The 16,092-nt window shown below is 66.3% G+C and carries 15 protein-coding genes; 10 read left to right on the forward strand and 5 right to left on the reverse strand.

Features of this window, described 5'->3' with window-relative positions:
• From rpsQ to glmS, 5 genes are all read left to right on the forward strand, one after another.
• Positions 1–285, forward strand: coding sequence for a 30S ribosomal protein S17 (rpsQ, locus tag EAW56_RS00765; RefSeq protein WP_095277945.1), 285 nt, complete (start codon positions 1–3; stop codon positions 283–285).
• A 160-nt stretch (positions 286–445) separates the two neighbouring features.
• Positions 446–1,948 carry a SulP family inorganic anion transporter gene (locus tag EAW56_RS00770; RefSeq protein ID WP_095553369.1) on the forward strand — a complete coding sequence of 501 codons (1,503 nt, stop codon included), beginning with the start codon at positions 446–448 and terminating at the stop codon, positions 1,946–1,948.
• 120 nt (positions 1,949–2,068) lie between these two features.
• A complete protein-coding gene (gene nirB, locus EAW56_RS00775; protein ID WP_122084684.1) occupies positions 2,069–4,603 on the forward strand; it encodes a nitrite reductase large subunit NirB in 2,535 nt (844 codons plus the stop codon).
• A gap of 34 nt (positions 4,604–4,637) precedes the next feature.
• Positions 4,638–4,982, forward strand: a complete 345-nt coding sequence (gene nirD / locus EAW56_RS00780; RefSeq protein ID WP_095553371.1) for a nitrite reductase small subunit NirD — start codon at positions 4,638–4,640, stop codon at positions 4,980–4,982.
• Positions 4,983–5,030: 48 nt separating this feature from the next.
• A complete protein-coding gene (gene glmS / locus EAW56_RS00785) occupies positions 5,031–6,899 on the forward strand; it encodes a glutamine--fructose-6-phosphate transaminase (isomerizing) (protein ID WP_095553372.1) in 1,869 nt (622 codons plus the stop codon).
• Positions 6,900–6,908: 9 nt separating this feature from the next.
• On the opposite strand, the gene EAW56_RS13185 is transcribed toward glmS, so the two are convergent.
• Positions 6,909–7,178 carry a hypothetical protein gene (locus EAW56_RS13185; RefSeq protein WP_415528402.1) on the reverse strand — a complete coding sequence of 90 codons (270 nt, stop codon included), beginning with the start codon at positions 7,176–7,178 and terminating at the stop codon, positions 6,909–6,911.
• 24 nt (positions 7,179–7,202) lie between these two features.
• On the opposite strand from EAW56_RS13185, the gene EAW56_RS00795 reads away from it, so the two are divergent.
• Together EAW56_RS00795 and EAW56_RS00800 are read left to right on the forward strand one after the other, a co-directional pair.
• Positions 7,203–8,504 carry a glycoside hydrolase family 32 protein gene (locus EAW56_RS00795; RefSeq protein WP_122084685.1) on the forward strand — a complete coding sequence of 434 codons (1,302 nt, stop codon included), beginning with the start codon at positions 7,203–7,205 and terminating at the stop codon, positions 8,502–8,504.
• Between the two features lie 19 nt (positions 8,505–8,523).
• Positions 8,524–9,321: a sulfite exporter TauE/SafE family protein gene (locus EAW56_RS00800; protein ID WP_122084687.1), complete on the forward strand. Its 798-nt coding sequence runs from the start codon at positions 8,524–8,526 to the stop codon at positions 9,319–9,321.
• A gap of 42 nt (positions 9,322–9,363) precedes the next feature.
• Here EAW56_RS00800 and EAW56_RS00805 read toward each other — a convergent pair whose 3' ends face one another.
• Positions 9,364–10,179: a formate/nitrite transporter family protein gene (locus EAW56_RS00805; RefSeq protein WP_158221603.1), complete on the reverse strand. Its 816-nt coding sequence runs from the start codon at positions 10,177–10,179 to the stop codon at positions 9,364–9,366.
• A 361-nt stretch (positions 10,180–10,540) separates the two neighbouring features.
• On the opposite strand from EAW56_RS00805, the gene rplN reads away from it, so the two are divergent.
• The 3 genes from rplN to rplE are packed head-to-tail and all read left to right on the forward strand — an operon-like array spanning position 10,541 to position 11,807.
• Entirely contained in the window at positions 10,541–10,909 is a 369-nt protein-coding gene (gene rplN, locus EAW56_RS00810) for a 50S ribosomal protein L14 (RefSeq protein ID WP_095277925.1), read from the forward strand.
• A 3-nt stretch (positions 10,910–10,912) separates the two neighbouring features.
• Positions 10,913–11,227, forward strand: a complete 315-nt coding sequence (gene rplX, locus EAW56_RS00815) for a 50S ribosomal protein L24 (protein WP_095277923.1) — start codon at positions 10,913–10,915, stop codon at positions 11,225–11,227.
• A gap of 1 nt (position 11,228) precedes the next feature.
• Positions 11,229–11,807 carry a 50S ribosomal protein L5 gene (rplE, locus tag EAW56_RS00820; protein WP_095277921.1) on the forward strand — a complete coding sequence of 193 codons (579 nt, stop codon included), beginning with the start codon at positions 11,229–11,231 and terminating at the stop codon, positions 11,805–11,807.
• A gap of 255 nt (positions 11,808–12,062) precedes the next feature.
• Here rplE and EAW56_RS00825 read toward each other — a convergent pair whose 3' ends face one another.
• The 3 genes from EAW56_RS00825 to EAW56_RS00835 are packed head-to-tail and all read right to left on the reverse strand — an operon-like array spanning position 12,063 to position 16,087.
• Positions 12,063–13,688, reverse strand: coding sequence for a GTPase (locus tag EAW56_RS00825; RefSeq protein ID WP_122084688.1), 1,626 nt, complete (start codon positions 13,686–13,688; stop codon positions 12,063–12,065).
• Positions 13,675–15,564 carry a GTPase family protein gene (locus EAW56_RS00830; protein ID WP_244213299.1) on the reverse strand — a complete coding sequence of 630 codons (1,890 nt, stop codon included), beginning with the start codon at positions 15,562–15,564 and terminating at the stop codon, positions 13,675–13,677. Before EAW56_RS00830 ends, EAW56_RS00825 begins: the two co-directional genes overlap by 14 nt.
• Positions 15,565–15,622: 58 nt before the next feature.
• Positions 15,623–16,087 carry a carboxymuconolactone decarboxylase family protein gene (locus tag EAW56_RS00835; RefSeq protein WP_165765690.1) on the reverse strand — a complete coding sequence of 155 codons (465 nt, stop codon included), beginning with the start codon at positions 16,085–16,087 and terminating at the stop codon, positions 15,623–15,625.
• Between the last annotated feature and the right edge of the window lie 5 nt (positions 16,088–16,092).

Consider the following 16,092-nt stretch of genomic DNA (forward strand, 5'->3'; position numbering starts at 1 on the left):
ATGAGTGAGGCAAACGTGACTGAACAGAACACCCAGAAGGCAGTGCAGAAGCGCCGCCGCGGCTACGTCGTGTCCGACAAGATGGACAAGACCATCGTTGTTGAGGTCGAGGACCGCAAGTCCCACGGCCTGTACAGCAAGATTGTCCGCACGACCAACCGCGTCAAGGCTCACGACGAGGACAACACCGCCGGCGTCGGCGACCTGGTCCTCATCGAGGAGACCCGCCCGCTGTCCAAGGACAAGCACTTCCGTCTCGTCGAGATCGTCGAGAAGGCTCGCTAGTCCCTAGCGGACCCCGCACCAGCCGCACCCTCTCCAAGGGGGGTGCGGTTTTTGCATGCTTATCGACGCCACCGTGGCGGGCAAGTAGGCGTCGATAGGCATCTGCCCGGGCGCGGTACTACAGTGTGTACGTCGCTGACCCCGAGACCCGGAGGACCTGATGCCTGTGGAAACGCTGACCGCCCAGACCGGCGAGCGCTACGCGCCCCGGCCAACAGTGTGGGAGGCGCTGCGAACGCCGCGGATCCTGAGCAAGGAGGTGCTGGCCGGGCTCGTCGTGGGCCTGGCGCTGATTCCGGAGGCGATCAGCTTCTCCGTGATCGCGGGCGTGGACCCCAAGGTGGGGCTGTACTCGTCGTTCATCATGGCGACGGTCACGGCGATAGTTGGCGGCAGGCCGGCCATGATCTCGGCGTCGACAGGCGCGGTTGCCCTCGTCGTCGCGCCGCTCGTGCGCGCGCACGGCTACGACTACCTGCTGGCCACGATCATGCTCGCCGGTGTGTTCCAGATTGTGCTGGCGCTGCTCGGGGTGGCCAAACTGATGCGGTTCATCCCGCGCAGCGTCATGGTGGGCTTTGTGAACTCGCTGGCCATCATGGTCTTTTCGGCGCAGCTGCCCGAGCTGTTCGGCGTCCCCGCCGCCGTCTACCCGCTCGTCGCACTCGGCCTGCTCATCGTAATTGCCATGCCGCGCATCACGGAAGCGGTGCCGCCGCCGCTTGTGGCCATCGTGGTGGTCAGCGCGGTGGTGATCGGGTTTGGCATCGACGTGCCAACCGTGGGGGACCGCGGCGAGCTGCCGCGCTCCCTGCCGCACATTGTGGTGCCGCAGATCCCGTGGGAGCTTGACACGCTCAAGGTGGTGGCCCCGTACGCGCTGGCGGTGGCGCTGGTGGGGCTCATGGAGTCGCTGCTGACGGCGAAGCTCATCGATGAGATCACGGATACCCACTCCAACAAGACCCGCGAGGGGATCGGGCAGGGGGCCGCGAACATGGTCTCCAGCCTCTTCGGCGGCATGGGCGGGTGCGCGGTGATTGGGCAGTCCATGATCAACGTCAAGGCGTCGGGCGCGCGCACCCGCGTGTCCACCTTCCTCGCCGGCACGTTCCTGCTTGGGCTGATGCTGCTGCTCAATGAGCTGGTCGGCCAGATCCCCATGGCAGCGCTCGTGGCCGTGATGATCATGGTGGCCATCGGCAGTTTTGACTGGCACTCGGTGCGCCCGTCCACGCTGCGCAAGCTCCCGCTGTCTGAGACGGTCATCATGGCGCTTACCGTGGTCGTGGTGATCCTGACGGGCAACCTGGCCATCGGCGTGGTGGTCGGCGTACTCGCGGCATCCGTGATGTTCGTGCGCAACGTGGCGCACCTGGTGGAGGTCACCCGTGAGGAGGTCGACGGCGAGGCTTGCTACGCGGTGCGCGGCCAGCTCCTGTTCGCGTCTTCGAACGACTTGACCACGCTGTTTCGGTACTCCGCGGACCCGGAACGGGTGGTGGTGGACCTCAGCGAGGCCACCCTGTGGGATGCGTCCACGATCGCTGCGCTGGATTCCATCGAGCAGCGCTACGCCCAGTACGGGAAGACGGTGACCTTCGAGGGGATGGGCGAGCGTTCGAGCGCGTTCCACGGGAAATTGACCGGCGTGATGGGGTAGGGGACGCGGAGGTGCCGGCGAACTGGCTGTTGGGGGAAAGCCACCGCGCACCGCTTTTTAGCCGGTACGATCGGGGGTAATTGGCGCAGCCGCGCCGCCCCTACTGCAAAGGACGGTTTTATGAGTACGCAGACCACCCATGCCGAGATTCTGGTCGTGGGCTTCGGCATGGTTGGGCACCGTTTTGCCCAAGAGCTTTCGGCGCGGCGTCCGGACGCGCAGATCATGGTGATCAACCGTGAGACCGAGGATTACGCCTACGACCGCGTGCAGCTGTCCAGCTACGTGGGCAACTGGGATCGCGAGGCGCTCTACCTCGACCGTCTCCCGGAAAATGTCACGGTGGTGCCGGGGCGCGCGGTGTCGATTAAGCCAGAAGCCAAGGAGCTCGTGCTTGACGACGGTCGCGTGTTCGCCTACGAAGAACTCGTCCTTGCCACAGGCTCGCGCGCTTTCGTGCCACGCCTCCCGGGCAATGAGCTGCCACAGGTGCACGTCTACCGCACGCTCGACGACATGGACGGTATCCGCGCGGCGATCGAGGGCGTGGTGGGCACGCACGGCGAAGCGACCGCCGTGGTGATTGGCGGTGGCCTCCTTGGGCTTGAGGCGGCAGGCGCTGCTCAGCACATGGGCGCGAAAACACACGTTGTAGAAATGGCCCCGCGGCTCATGCCGTTGCAGGTGGATGACGCAGGCGGCGAGATGCTCTCGCAGGCGATCCGCCAGATGGGCGTGGACGTCCACGTAGGCGTGACCAGCCGCTCGATCGAACCGTCGACGCAGCGCGACGGGGCCGTCGTGTTGGACCTGGGTGACGACGGGCAGATCGAGACCGACCTGGTGATCTTCTCCGCCGGCATCCGCCCGCGCGACACGATGGGCCCGGACGCTGGCCTGGAACTGGGGCCGCGCGGCGGCTTCCTCACCGACCGCCAGTGCCGAACCTCCATCGAGCACATCTCCGCCATCGGCGAGTGCGCAGCGGTGGATGGCAAGACGTACGGACTGGTCGCGCCCGGCAACACCATGGCGGAGATTGTGGCCGCACGCCTGGCGGGGGAGGAAGGTCCTGATTTCGAGGACCCGGATATGTCCACCAAGCTCAAGCTGTTGGGGGTGGACGTTGCTTCGTTCGGTGATGCGTTTTCCACGGCTGAGGGGCATAAGGAACTGCACATTCAGGACCCGGTCTCGGGCGTGTACAAGAAGCTCATCCTGGATGCGGAAGGCAAGCGCCTCATCGGCGGAATTTTGGTCGGCGAGGCCTCGAACTACTCGATGCTGCGCCCGATGGTTGGCTCCGAGCTGCCGGGCGACCCTGTCAGCCTGATTGCCCCCGAGTCCGGGGCGGGGACCACCGCCATTGGTGCGGGCGATCTCCCGGACGCGGCGCAAATCTGTTCCTGCAACAACGTGTCCAAAGGCGACGTGCGCGCGGCGATTGGCCAGGGGTGCCATTCTGTAGAAACGCTCATGAGCGCAACCCGCGCCGGTACTTCGTGCGGGTCCTGTATCCCGCTGCTTAAGGGCATTTTGGAAGCCGAAGGCATCGAGCAATCGAAGGCTGTGTGCCCCCACTTCCAGCAATCGCGCGCCGAGCTCTTCGAAATCGCCCGCTCCACCGGTATTACAGACTTCCCGACCTTCATTGAGCGCTTCGGCACCGGTGGCGGTTGCGAGGTGTGCAAGCCAACTTTCGCGAACATTGTGGCGTCCATGCATACCGAAAATCACGTGCTCGACGGGGCGACCGCCGGTCTGCAGGATACGAACGACCGCATGTTGGGCAACATGCAGAAGAACGGGACCTACTCCGTGATCCCGCGCCAGCCGGCAGGCAACGTGACCCCGGCGCAGCTGCAGGAGATGGGGCGCATCGCCGAGGACTTCGGTCTCTACCTCAAAATCACTGGTGCCCAGCGTATCGCCATGTTCGGCGCGCGCACCGAAGATCTGCCTGAGATCTGGCGCCGCCTGATCGACGTGGGGATGGAGTCCGGTCAGGCGTACGGCAAGTCCCTGCGCGCGGTGAAGTCCTGCGTGGGCACGGACTGGTGCCGCTACGGCCAGCAGGATTCGGTGGCCATGGCGATTAACCTGGAGCTGCGCTACCGCGGTCTGCGTTCGCCACACAAGCTGAAGATGGGCGTTTCGGGCTGCGCCCGCGAGTGCGCGGAGGCACGTGGCAAGGATATTGGCGTGATTGCTACCGAGCAGGGTTGGAACCTGTACGTGGGTGGTAATGGTGGCGCGACGCCGCGCCAGGCCGAGCTGCTGGCCAAGGACCTCACCGAAGAAACCCTGATCCGCTACATCGACCGCTACCTGGCCTTCTACATCCGCAACGCCGATCGTCTGCAGCGCACCGCCGCCTGGCAGGCCGAGGTTGAGGGCGGATTGGACCACATCCGCGATGTGGTGGTGGATGACTCGTTGGGTATCGCCGATGACCTGGAGGCGTTCATGGACCACCACGTGGCCAACTACTCCGACGAGTGGCAGGACGTGCTCAACGATCCGGAGAAGCTCAAGCGCTTCGTGTCCTTTATTAACGCGCCGGATATGCCGGACCCGACGGTGCAGTTCGAGGAGCACCCGCAGGGTGGCCGCAAGGTCCCGCTGATGACCCCGACCATCGGCGCGGCGAACTAGCCCGCGCGTATCACCTGAGAGAGGGAGAAAACCAATGGCAGACACAGTGATTTGTGCACTGAAGGACCTTTCGGTGGGCGTGGGCGCTGCGGCGCTGCTGCCCGGTGAGGTGCAGGTGGCGGTCTTCCGCCTCCACACCGCCGATGGCGAGCAGCTGTACGCGGTGGACAATATCGATCCGTACACCGGCGCCGGCGTGCTTTCGCGTGGCATCGTTGGCGAGGTTGAGGGGCGTCCCACGATCGCGTCACCGCTGCTGAAGCAGAAGTTTTTTCTTGACGACGGTGCATCGTTGCAGGGAGACAACCACACCATCACCACGTACGCGGTCCGGGTGGACGGCGAGGGCGACAACGCAAAGGTTGTCGTATCCAATTAAGCGCGCGCGAACTCGGAGCAATGGTGTACCCCGTGTATTCTGGTCGCTATGTGTGGAATCGTTGGATATATTGGTGACCCCGCGTCGGGCGAGCACGACGCCCTGGGCGTGATTATTGAAGGTTTGCGCAGGCTGGAGTACCGCGGGTACGACTCTGCTGGCGTTGCCGTGATGAGCGGCAACGCGATCGAGCACCGCAAGAAGGCGGGCAAGGTCGCAGACCTGGAGGCGGAGATTGAAAAGGCCCCGCTCCCGAGCTCCAACTTGGGCATTGGCCACACCCGCTGGGCCACGCACGGCGGCCCGACGGACGTGAACGCGCACCCGCACGTAGTGGGCAACGGCCGCCTCGCGGTGGTGCACAACGGCATCATTGAGAACTTCGCCTCCCTGCGCCACGAGCTGGAGGAGAAGGGCCACACCTTTATTTCCGAGACCGATACTGAGGTCGCCGCGACGGTCCTGCTCGACGTCTACGACAACGAGGCTGACGGCGACCTGACCAAGGCGATGCAGATCACCGCGAATCGCCTCGAGGGTGCCTTCACTCTGCTGGCCATCCACGCGGATCACCCGGACCGCATCGTCGCTGCGCGCCTGAACTCCCCGCTGGTCATCGGCCTGGGCGAGGACCGCAACTTCCTCGGTTCCGACGTCTCCGGCTTCATCGAGTTCACCCGCGACGCGGTGGAGATGGACAACGGCCAGATTGTCACCCTGACGGCGCACGATTACGAGATCACCTCCTTCGACGGCGAGCAGGCCGAGGGCAAGCCGTTCCGCGTTGAGTGGGACGTCACCGCAGCGGAAAAGGGCGGCTACAACTCCTTCATGGAGAAGGAGATCCACGACCAGCCGTCGGCAGTCCGCGACACGCTCTACGGTCGTTTCAACGAGGAGGGTGCCCTGACGCTGGACGAGCTGCGTATCGACGAATCGCTGCTCCGCTCCATCAACAAGATCATCATCGTCGCCTGCGGCACCGCCTCCTACGCGGGCCAGGTCGCGCGCTACGCCATCGAGCACTGGTGCCGCATCCCCACGGAGGTGGAGCTCGCGCACGAGTTCCGCTACCGCGACCCGATCGTCAACGAGCAGACCCTTGTGGTCGCCGTGTCCCAGTCCGGCGAGACCATGGACACCCTGATGGCCGTGCGCCACGCCCGTGAGCAGGGCGCGAAGGTCATCGCGATCTGCAACACCGTCGGTTCCTCCATCCCGCGCGAATCCGACGCGGTCCTGTACACCTACGCCGGCCCGGAGATCGCCGTGGCGTCCACCAAGGCGTTCATCTCCCAGATCGTGGCGTCCTACCTGCTCGCCCTGTACCTGTCCCAGGTGCGCGGCGACAAGTACGCGGACGAGATCCGCGGCGTGGTGGATGAGCTGCAGGCCATGCCGGACAAGCTGCAGAAGGTCCTGGACAACGAGGACCAGGTCAAGCAGCTGGGCAAGGACCTGGCAAACGCCAAGTCGGTGCTGTTCCTGGGTCGCCACGTGGGCTTCCCGGTCGCGCTCGAGGGCGCGCTGAAGCTCAAGGAGGTCGCGTACCTGCACTCGGAGGGCTTCGCCGCCGGCGAGCTCAAGCACGGCCCGATCGCGCTCGTGGAGGAGGGGCAGCCGGTGTTCATCATCGTGCCCTCCAAGCACTCGCGCAATAACCTCCATGCCAAGGTCGTCTCCAACATCCAGGAGGTCCGCGCCCGCGGCGCCGTGACCATCGTGATCGCGGAGGAGGGCGACGAGGACGTCAACCAGTACGCCAACGAGGTCATCCGCATTCCGGCGTCCGCCGGCCTCATGCAGCCGATCCTGTCCACGGTGCCGCTGCAGATCTTCGCCTGCGCCGTTGCGGAGGCCCGCGGCCTGAACGTGGATCAGCCGCGCAACCTGGCCAAGTCTGTGACTGTGGAGTAGCAGCCGAAGCTAGCGCAGCGCACGCCCGCCCTGGAAGGCAAGAACGTCTTCCAGGGCGGGCGTTTCTGCTCCCGTGCGCGATACGGTGAGCGCACCCGCGTGGGCGGCGAAGGGCAAGATGTCCGCCCACTCGTCCTCCCGAAGCGCGAGGAGGCCCTCGCGGCCGAGCGCGCGGGCGACGTTGAACGGGCCGCCACCAAGCGCAGGCTGGAGCGGCCCGAGCGCGTCGGTGGTGGTGGGCACGAGGTCAACGCGGGCTTCGCCACACACGGTAATCATGCCCCTCACCCTAAACTATGCACCATGACGTACCGCCCCAAGTTTCACCTCAGCCCGCCCCAGGGCCGCCTCAACGACCCGAACGGGCTCACGCTGATCGGCGACGAGCTCCACGTGTTTTACCAGCACGACCCGGCCTTCCCGCACGGTCGGCGCCGCACTGGTTGGGGCCACGCGGTGACCAGGCTTGGCAGCGGCGAGTACTACCACCTGCCCGACGCGCTCTACCCGGATTTTCCGTACGACGCGGACGGCTGCTTTTCGGGGTCTTCGGTGGTGCACGACGGGCGCATGCGCCTGTTCTATACCGGAAACCTGGACGCCGACGCCGAGCACGAGCACCGCACGAGCCAGAACGTCGTGGAGGTGGAGGACATCCAGGGGCCGCTCGGCGGGACCTACCTGCGGCGCGCCGACAATCCGATCATCAACGGCTTCCCGGAGGGCTTCACCTCGGACTTCCGCGATCCCCACGTGACGCAGGCCCCGGACGGCTCGTGGCGGATGCTCATCGGCGCGCGCAGCGAGTCCAACACGGGCGCGGTCGTGGTGTACACTTCCGACGATTTGGAGTCGTGGGAGTACGCCGGCCCCATCGAGTTCGTCGGCCTGGACTATAACACCGCGTCCGCCCACATGTGGGAGTGTCCGAACCTGGTGCGCATGACGGATCAGTCCACCGGCGAGGAGCTCGATGTGCTCGTCTTCTGCCCGCAGTTCGCGGACTCTGACGAGTGCGGCTACGTCGTGGGCCGTCTCGAAGGCCTGCGCTTCGAGGTCATCACGGGCTTTACCCCGCTGGACTACGGCCACCAGTTTTACGCCCCGCAGCTCATCAACTTCGGCCCCGGCGCACTCATGCTCGGCTGGATGGGCCTGCCCGCCCGCGACGACACGCCCACGCTCGCCGCGGAGGGGTGGGTGCACCAGCTCACGCTTCCTCGGGAGCTTTCGCTTATCGACGCCACCGTCCACACCACCCTCCGCCTCCCCCACAACGAAGACGAAATGGTCATGTGGCGCAGCGAACTCGGTGCCGAGCCGCGCTCGGCGCAGCTCGTCGACGTGGACGGCAACGTCGGCGCGACCATCGCCTGGGCGCCGCACCCGGCCGCGACCACTGGTGCGGTCCGCGGCACGCTGTCCGTCACCGTCGACGGTTTCATGCGCTGGGCGGACTGCGCCGCAGGTGAGCTGGTGTGCACCGCGGACGGGGCAGCGCTTGAAGTCACCGGCGGTGGCGGGGAGGTAGCGTTCTCCTCGGCTGTGTTCGCACCTGACGCGAACGAGTGGGCCGGCTTCCGGGCCGGAGAATCAGCGATGTAGATCAACAGAGGAGGACGAAATGGAGCCGCTGAGCGCGCTGCTGTTGTTTGTGATGGCGATGATGGCGGGGGCGATCAATTCCGCGGTGGGCTCCGGCTCGCTGCTCACGCTTCCGGTGCTCATGGCGCTGGGGTTGCCGCCCGGGGTGGCGGTGCGCACGAATACGACGGGCATGATGTTCGCGTCGTTCGGCTCGGTGCTGGGGTACCGGAAGGAGATCAAACGGGAACTCCCGTACCTGGGGCCGATGATCGTGGTGACCATTTTGGCGTCCGGTACGGGCTCGTTGCTGTTGTTGTCGTCGCCGTCGAGCACGCTGGACTTTGTCGTGCCGGTGCTCATCGTGGTGGCGCTGCTCATGGTGATTTTCCAGCCGAAGCTCACCGCGTGGCTCGGGCAGCGAGCTGCGGCGGGGGCGCCGGGAGAGCCGGGCGGTGCTGTTGGCCAGGCGTGGAAGCGCCCCCAGCTGATCGCGCCGATGGGGGCCGCCGCGGTCTATGGGGGCTACTTCACCGCCGCGCAGGGGATCTTGTACATGGCCATTATGTCCGTGGCGACGGGGCGTTCGCTCAAGGACGTCAACCCGGTGAAGAACTTCTTGTCCCTGTTTGTCAACATCACCGCGGCGCTGGTCTACCTCGTTGCGTGGGCGTTCTTCGGGGCGGAGATTGTGTGGCTCGGGGTGCTCATCGTCGCCGCGGGCGGCCTGATCGGCGGCGTGGGTGGATCGCAAATAGCAAAGCGCCTTCCAAACTCCGTACTGCGCGGCATCATCGTCGTGGTGGCGTTGGTGGCGCTTGTGCGGCAGTTTGTGTAGGCGCTTGGGAAAAGGGCGCATCCGCGCCCCGGGGGAGAGTAATTAGACCGTCTTGTGGCCGATTGGGAAGCTGCGCAGCGGGGAGACGCCGCGGTTCAGCCAGGCGTAGACGCCGCCCATGATGAGGCCGCCGCCGACGTAGTTGCCCAGCCAGACGAACAGCCAGTTGGACAGGCCGTTGGCCAGGGTGAAGCCCTCGAAGTGCTCCGGGCCGATGCCGTAGCCGGAGAGGGAGAAGATGACGAAGGACGCGATGGAGTGCTCGTAGCCCATCGCTGCGAAGGACGGGATGACCAGCACGATGGCGATGAGCTTCGCGCTAAAGTCCTTTCCGGCCTGGACTGCCATGAGGATGCCGATGTTCACCACGGCGTTCGCGAAGATGCCCTCCAGGAAGAGGTGCGCCGGGTCCTTGGCCAGCTTGCCCGCGGTGGCGCCGTAGAGGAAGTTCTCTGCGGTGACGGTGTCGAACGCGGTCGTCTTGGTGATGAAGTACGCGGTGATCAGAACGCCGAGCAGGTTGAACAGCGTGCACACGACGACGGCGAAGAACGCTTTGAACCCGGGGACGCGACCGGTGATGGTGCCGTAGGTGGCGTACATCATGTTGCCGGTGGCCAGCTCGGCACCGAGGACGATGATGATGTAGAGGGCGGTTGCGAAGATTGGGGCGAAGACATACTTACCGAAGCCGGGGAGCTGGGCCTCGACCGAGGTCGCTGCGACAGCGGCGAACGCGGTGATGATAGTGAGGAACATGCCGGCGAGCATGGAACGTACGGCGAACTTGGGGAGTTCGTGGGTGAAAAGGTACGCCTTAAAGCCGATTGATTCGGCCAATGTGCTGTCGAAGTTCATAGGTAACACCATACGTGGTTTAAGCTGCGCAATGCTAATTCTGCGCAGGTGATCCTCGCCACCGTGCCCCCGCTATTGCCCCCGTTGCGGGCATGGCCGAGAACCGGGAGGATCGGCACCGCGACAATGGTACCGGATTTGGATTTCGGGCGCATATCGTGCTTTAATACTGCAGTTGTCTCTCGCTGGTCGGGTTATAAGCGCGTTTCCGAGCTGAAAATCCGAGACCCTTCGACACCAGCTTGCGGCTTAAGGGCCGGGGTGGTGTTCGTCGATAAGCGAAGGCATGCAAGTAAGCACATGACCACGTGCGTACAGGACGGAAATCTGACGCACATCGATCCAGGTCAGGAGACCAACTGTGATTCAGCAAGAATCGCGTCTGAAGGTCGCCGACAACACTGGTGCACGCGAGCTGCTGTGCATCCGCGTTCTTGGCGGTTCTGTTCGACGCTTCGCCGGTATCGGCGACACGATCGTCGCCTCTGTGAAGGAAGCTACCCCGGGTGGCAACGTCAAGGAGGGTGAGGTTGTCAAGGCCGTCATCGTCCGCGCCACCAAGGAGACCCGTCGTCCGGACGGCTCCTACATCTCCTTCGACGAGAACGCTGCCGTTCTGATCAAGAACGACACCGAGCCGCGCGGTACCCGTATCTTCGGCCCCGTTGCTCGCGAGCTGCGCGACAAGAAGTTCATGAAGATTGTTTCTCTCGCACCGGAGGTGATCTAACTTATGAAGATCAAGAAGGGCGATATGGTCCAGGTCATCTCTGGCAAGGACAAGGGCGCGCAGGGCAAGGTCATCGAGGCCTACCCGAAGCGTGACAAGGTCCTCGTCGAGGGCGTGAACCGTGTGAAGAAGCACGTTGCAAACTCGTACAACGAGCGCGGCGCCGAGTCCGGCGGCATCGTCACCCAGGAAGCACCGATCCACGTGTCCAACGTGATGGTTCTGGATTCCGACGGCAACCCGACTCGCGTCGGCTACCGTTTTGACGAGGACGGCAACAAGGTCCGCGTAGCCAAGTCGAACGGGAAGGACATCTAGCATGAGCGAGAACTACACCCCGCGTCTGAAGACCCGCTACCAGGACGAGATCCGCACCCAGCTGAACGAGAAGTTCAGCTACGACAATGTCATGCAGATCCCGGGCCTGACCAAGATTGTTGTCAACATGGGTGTTGGCGACGCCGCACGAGACTCCAAGGTCATCAACGGCGCACTCGAGGACCTCACCGCGATCACCGGCCAGAAGCCGCAGATCCGTCGCGCGAAGAAGTCCATCGCTAACTTCAAGCTCCGTGAAGGCATGCCGATCGGCGCGAAGGTCACCCTCCGCGGCGACCGCATGTGGGAGTTCCTGGACCGTCTCCTGACGGTTGCGCTCCCGCGTATTCGCGACTTCCGCGGCCTGAACGACAAGCAGTTCGACGGTGCAGGTAACTACACCTTCGGCCTGACCGAGCAGACCATGTTCTACGAGATCGACATTGACAAGATCGATCGCGTCCGCGGCATGGACATCACCGTCGTCACCACCGCGACGAACGATGACGAGGGTCGCGCGCTGCTGACGCACCTCGGCTTCCCGTTCGCCGACAAGGACGGCAAGATGAAGCGCGCATAAGCGCTTGCTTGATCGCTTGACGACGATGCCCCCGGCTTGGAGCCGGGGGCATTTTCGCGTTGGTGGGGTGGCAGCGCATTGGGAGGGCGCCTACTGGGTGTGAGAGATTTCTGAGGTTTCCCGGAGGGGCGCCGCGTTTCACCACGTGGCGCGGTCTAGGCCGTTGGCTGCGCGGGAAATTTTACGCATTCTCGTCATTCGGGGGCGCCCCAAGAGACGCGACAAAGCGCCCGCCGCGGGGGGAGAGCGCGCCGCCTACCCGCGGGCGAGCGACACCCGGTCGGCGAAGCGGGCGTAGTCCTCGCGGATCTGGCCGAGCGGTGCCACCACGGTGTCCTCGCTGGCCACGGCGATCTCTCGCCGCAGCGCCGCCTTCGTGCGCCTGCGCACCCCGGAACCGAGCACCCCGCCGAACACGGCACTGACCAGGCCGATCACCAGCCCGGTGAGCAGCCCCGCCATGATGAGGAGGGTGGGGATGGGCCAGCCCTCGACGTCCGGGACGAGGTCTCCGCCGAGCAGCGGCGTAAGGACGCCGGGGACGAGGGCGACAAGCAAGTACCAGAGGACGCCGACGAGCGCGGCGACGAGCGCGAGCCACTGGATCAAGGTGAGGAGCGACCACGCCTTCGACGGTTGCGCCGGGACGCGCGTGCGGGCGACGGCGCGGTCGAGCTCCGCGGGGAGTTGCTCGGCGACCCCACCGGCCCGATCCGACACGGCGGCGGCCCACTGGGGCGGCAACCCCTGCGACACCGCCTCCGCGTACTCGCGCACGCCCCGGTTGGACACCGCCTTCGAGGCGGCGTCCAGTTCCGGGAGGGAGGAGCGGTGAACGCCGAGCTCGTCGGCGTCGTCACGCACGCCCATCCGTCTGAGCGGGTCCGGCCGGAAGCGGGTGATCCAGGAGGTTAGCAGCCAGCCGGTGCGCTCGTGCAGGCGCTTGCGGTACGCCGCGGCGGCCTTGTCGGCGATGCGGTCGGCGCTCGTCGCCTCGGCGAGCGTGGCGTCCATGTCGCGCTTCGCGTGCTTGTCCGGCCGCGATTGCTTCTCCTGCTTGGCCAGCTGCTTGCCGGAGGCGGCCGGGATGAGGTCCGCGGTGGCGGAGTGGATGTCGGCCTCGATGCGGGCGGACTGCGCCGTGTGGGCGCGGGCGACGCGGGTGATAGCGTCGCGTAAGTTGTCCAGGCCAGCGCCGGTCCGGGTGGAGGTGGGGATGACGTGGGCGTTGGAGAGGCCGTCGTCAAGCAAGAGGCCCTTGAAGGAGGCGCTGACGGTGGGGATGTCGCCCTCGGCCAGCAGATCCGACTTGTTCAGCACCGCGAGGGTCACCGCGGCGTGGTCCGCGTGGGGGCGGATGAACTGCTCGTGGATGACGCTGTCGGCGTACTTTTCGGGGTCAGACACCCAGACGAGGACGTCGACCTGGCCGGCGAGCCGCTCCGCGATCTCCCGGTTGGAGGCCTCAACGGAGTCGAAATCGGGCAGGTCGAGCAGGATGAGCGGGCCCGCGCCGGGGGCGAACTCGCCGCCGCGGGCGCGGCGGTCTTCCACGCCGAGCCAGTCGAGCAGCTCCTCGGAACCGGCGGGCTCCCACACCGCGGCGAGCGGCGAGGAGGTGGTGGGGCGGCGCGCGGCGGCCTTGCCCAGGTCCTCGCCGACAATGGCGTTGAACAGCGAGGTCTTGCCCGAGCCAGTCGCGCCGAAGAAGCCGACGACGGTGTGTTCGGCGGACAGGGCGCGTCGTTCAGCGCCGGCGCGGGCGACCTTCTCGAGGCGCTCGCGCTGCGCGGGGGAGAGGTAGGGGCGGCCGATCTCCGCGGCCTGCCCGAGCGCGTCGAGCCGCTCGCCGAGCGGTGGCTTCGAGCTAAACAGCGCCATCGGTGCCCCCGTCCTGCCCGTCCGGGCGCGTGAACGTGCCGCGCAGCTGGTCCAGGAGGCCGCGCAGCTTCGAGTCGGCCTCGCCGGAGCTTTGTTGCTTGTCGACGCCACCCTCACCGCCCGCAACCGCCGGGAGGTTCGCCGGGGCGGGCAGGGCCTCCGGGAAGCGGACGCTGGCCTGCGCGCGGGCCTGGCCTGCCGCCTCGCGCAGCTGGTCCGCGTCGGCGCCACGGTGCAGCGGGGCGGTGACGTCGCGGTAGCGGTTGCGCTCGGCCTCCATGAGCGCCTCGAGGCGCTCGTTGAGGTCGGCCTTCGCCTCGGCTGCCATGCGGCGCACCGTGTCCTCGCCGAAGATGGTTTCCAGCATCTTCTGTCCCACTACTGCGGAGCCACCGGCGATGGCGACTTCGCCGCCGGTCAGCCCCGCGGTAGAGGCGAACACGACGAGCATCAGCGCGACGGTGAGCACGTTGAGGCCCAGCGACATCGCGCGGGCCCGCTGGCGCTTCTGGCCGGCGGTGTCCTGGATCCGCTCCAGCATGGCCTGCTGCCAGTCGCGGACGAGGCGGGCCGCGTCGTCGGAGACGGTGGCGCTGGCGCGGGCCAGCGAGGGGTCCGCCTGGGCGCGCAGCTCCGGGGCGACCGTGCCGACGTGGGACCAGGAGCGTGCGGCGGCGGTCTCGGCGGCGTCGATAAGCACTGCGTGCAGCCCGGTTTCAATCTCCGTTTCCACCTCGCGCAGCGGGGCGGGTTGGCCCGTGAAGAAGCTGCCCACCTTGTCTACGGCCTGGGAGAACCAGCGCTCGACGCCGCGGAAGACATCCGAGGTGCCCACGACGTCTTGCCAGCGGTCCATGACCTCGGTGCGCAAGAGCTTGCCGTCGCTGGTCGCCTCGATGACGTGCTGGCTGGCGGCGCGGTACTGCTCTGAAATCGCCGCATCCAGCTGGGTCGCAAACGTCTCCTGCTGCTCGCGGGCAGTAGTGAGCTTGTCGACGCGCCCGAGCGCCCCCGCCAGCGCACCCGCGACCGTCTTGCCGGCCACGTCGCGGCGGGCCGCGGTGTCGTTGGCCAGGGTGGACAGGTAGTCGCGCAGCGGGGCTACCACCTCGTTGGGCAGGAACTCGTCCGTGCCGTTGACGAAGGGGACGGTGAACACCGTCGCGCCCGTCAGCCCGGACTGGTCCATCATGCGGCGCAGGTCCGCGGGGACGGTCTCGGCGGAGGACTCGTCGAGGCGGTTGAGCACCACGACCACCTCGATACCGCGCCCGGCGGCGTCGTTGAGGAAGTTCCACACCAGCTGGTCCGCGTAGCGCGCGGGTGTGGTGACGAAGATCCACAGGTCCGCGGCCGCCAAGAGCTGGGAGGCCAGGGCCCTGTTGTGGTCGTCGATGGAGTCGAAATCGGGGGCGTCGACAAGCGCGAGGCCCTCGGGGATCCGCTCGGTGCGCACGATGCGCAGCGTGGTGGACTGCTCGTCGCCGGCGCCGTGGGAGCGGGCGAGGCCGGGCAGGACCTCCGGGGAGTTGAACCAGTCCGCGTTGGCGGGGTTGGCCACCAGGATCGGCTGGCGTGTGGTCGGGCGGATCACGCCCGGGTTGGATACGTGCTCCTGCAGGATCCCGTTGACCAGCGTGGACTTGCCGGATCCGGTAGAGCCGCCGATGACGGCCAGCAGCGGCGCGTCGAGGTTGCTCAGGCGGGGCAGGATGTAATCGTCGAACTGGTTGACCACGGCGCGGGCGTCGGCGGCTGCGGCGCTGTCGGTGGGGACGTCGGTGTCGGCGACCGCATCGCGGAGGTCACGGACGGCGCCGAGCAGAGCGGCGGCATCCGTCCCGTCGGCGGGAGCGGGGGAGTGGGGTGTATTCACGCCCACCATCTTGGCACAACCTTGGCGTGACGCCGGGTGCGCTGCCGGTGCTTTTGGGCTACTGCAGGTCGAAGTCGGTGACGCGCGCGACGTCGCGGGGGTCCTGCTTGAAGGCGATGCCGAGACGGTTGTAGCTGTTCACGCCCACAATTCCCACGATGAGCGCGCGGGTGACTTCCTCTCCGAGGGCGTCCAGCGCGCGGTTCCACAGGTCGTCCGGGAGGGAATCGGGGGCGTCATCGAGCTCGGTGATCGTATCGGCGAGCTCGAGGATGAGCGCCTCGGTCTCGCTGAACTCGCTGGCGTGGCGGGTCCACTGCTCGACCTTGAGGATGTAGTCCTCGCTCCAACCGTGCTCGCGGGCATTGCGACGGTGGATGGCCGTGCAGACCGTGCAGCCGTTGATGGCGGTGGCGCGGACGGCGGCGAGGTGCCCGAAATCGGGGTCGAGTTTCTCCCGCATGTACTGCATGGGCGGGTAGAACATGTCAATGATCTCTTGGGGGACTTCGCGCGCGGTCATGCTGG

This window comes from Corynebacterium gottingense (assembly GCF_003693265.1).
Lineage (GTDB): Bacteria > Actinomycetota > Actinomycetes > Mycobacteriales > Mycobacteriaceae > Corynebacterium > Corynebacterium gottingense.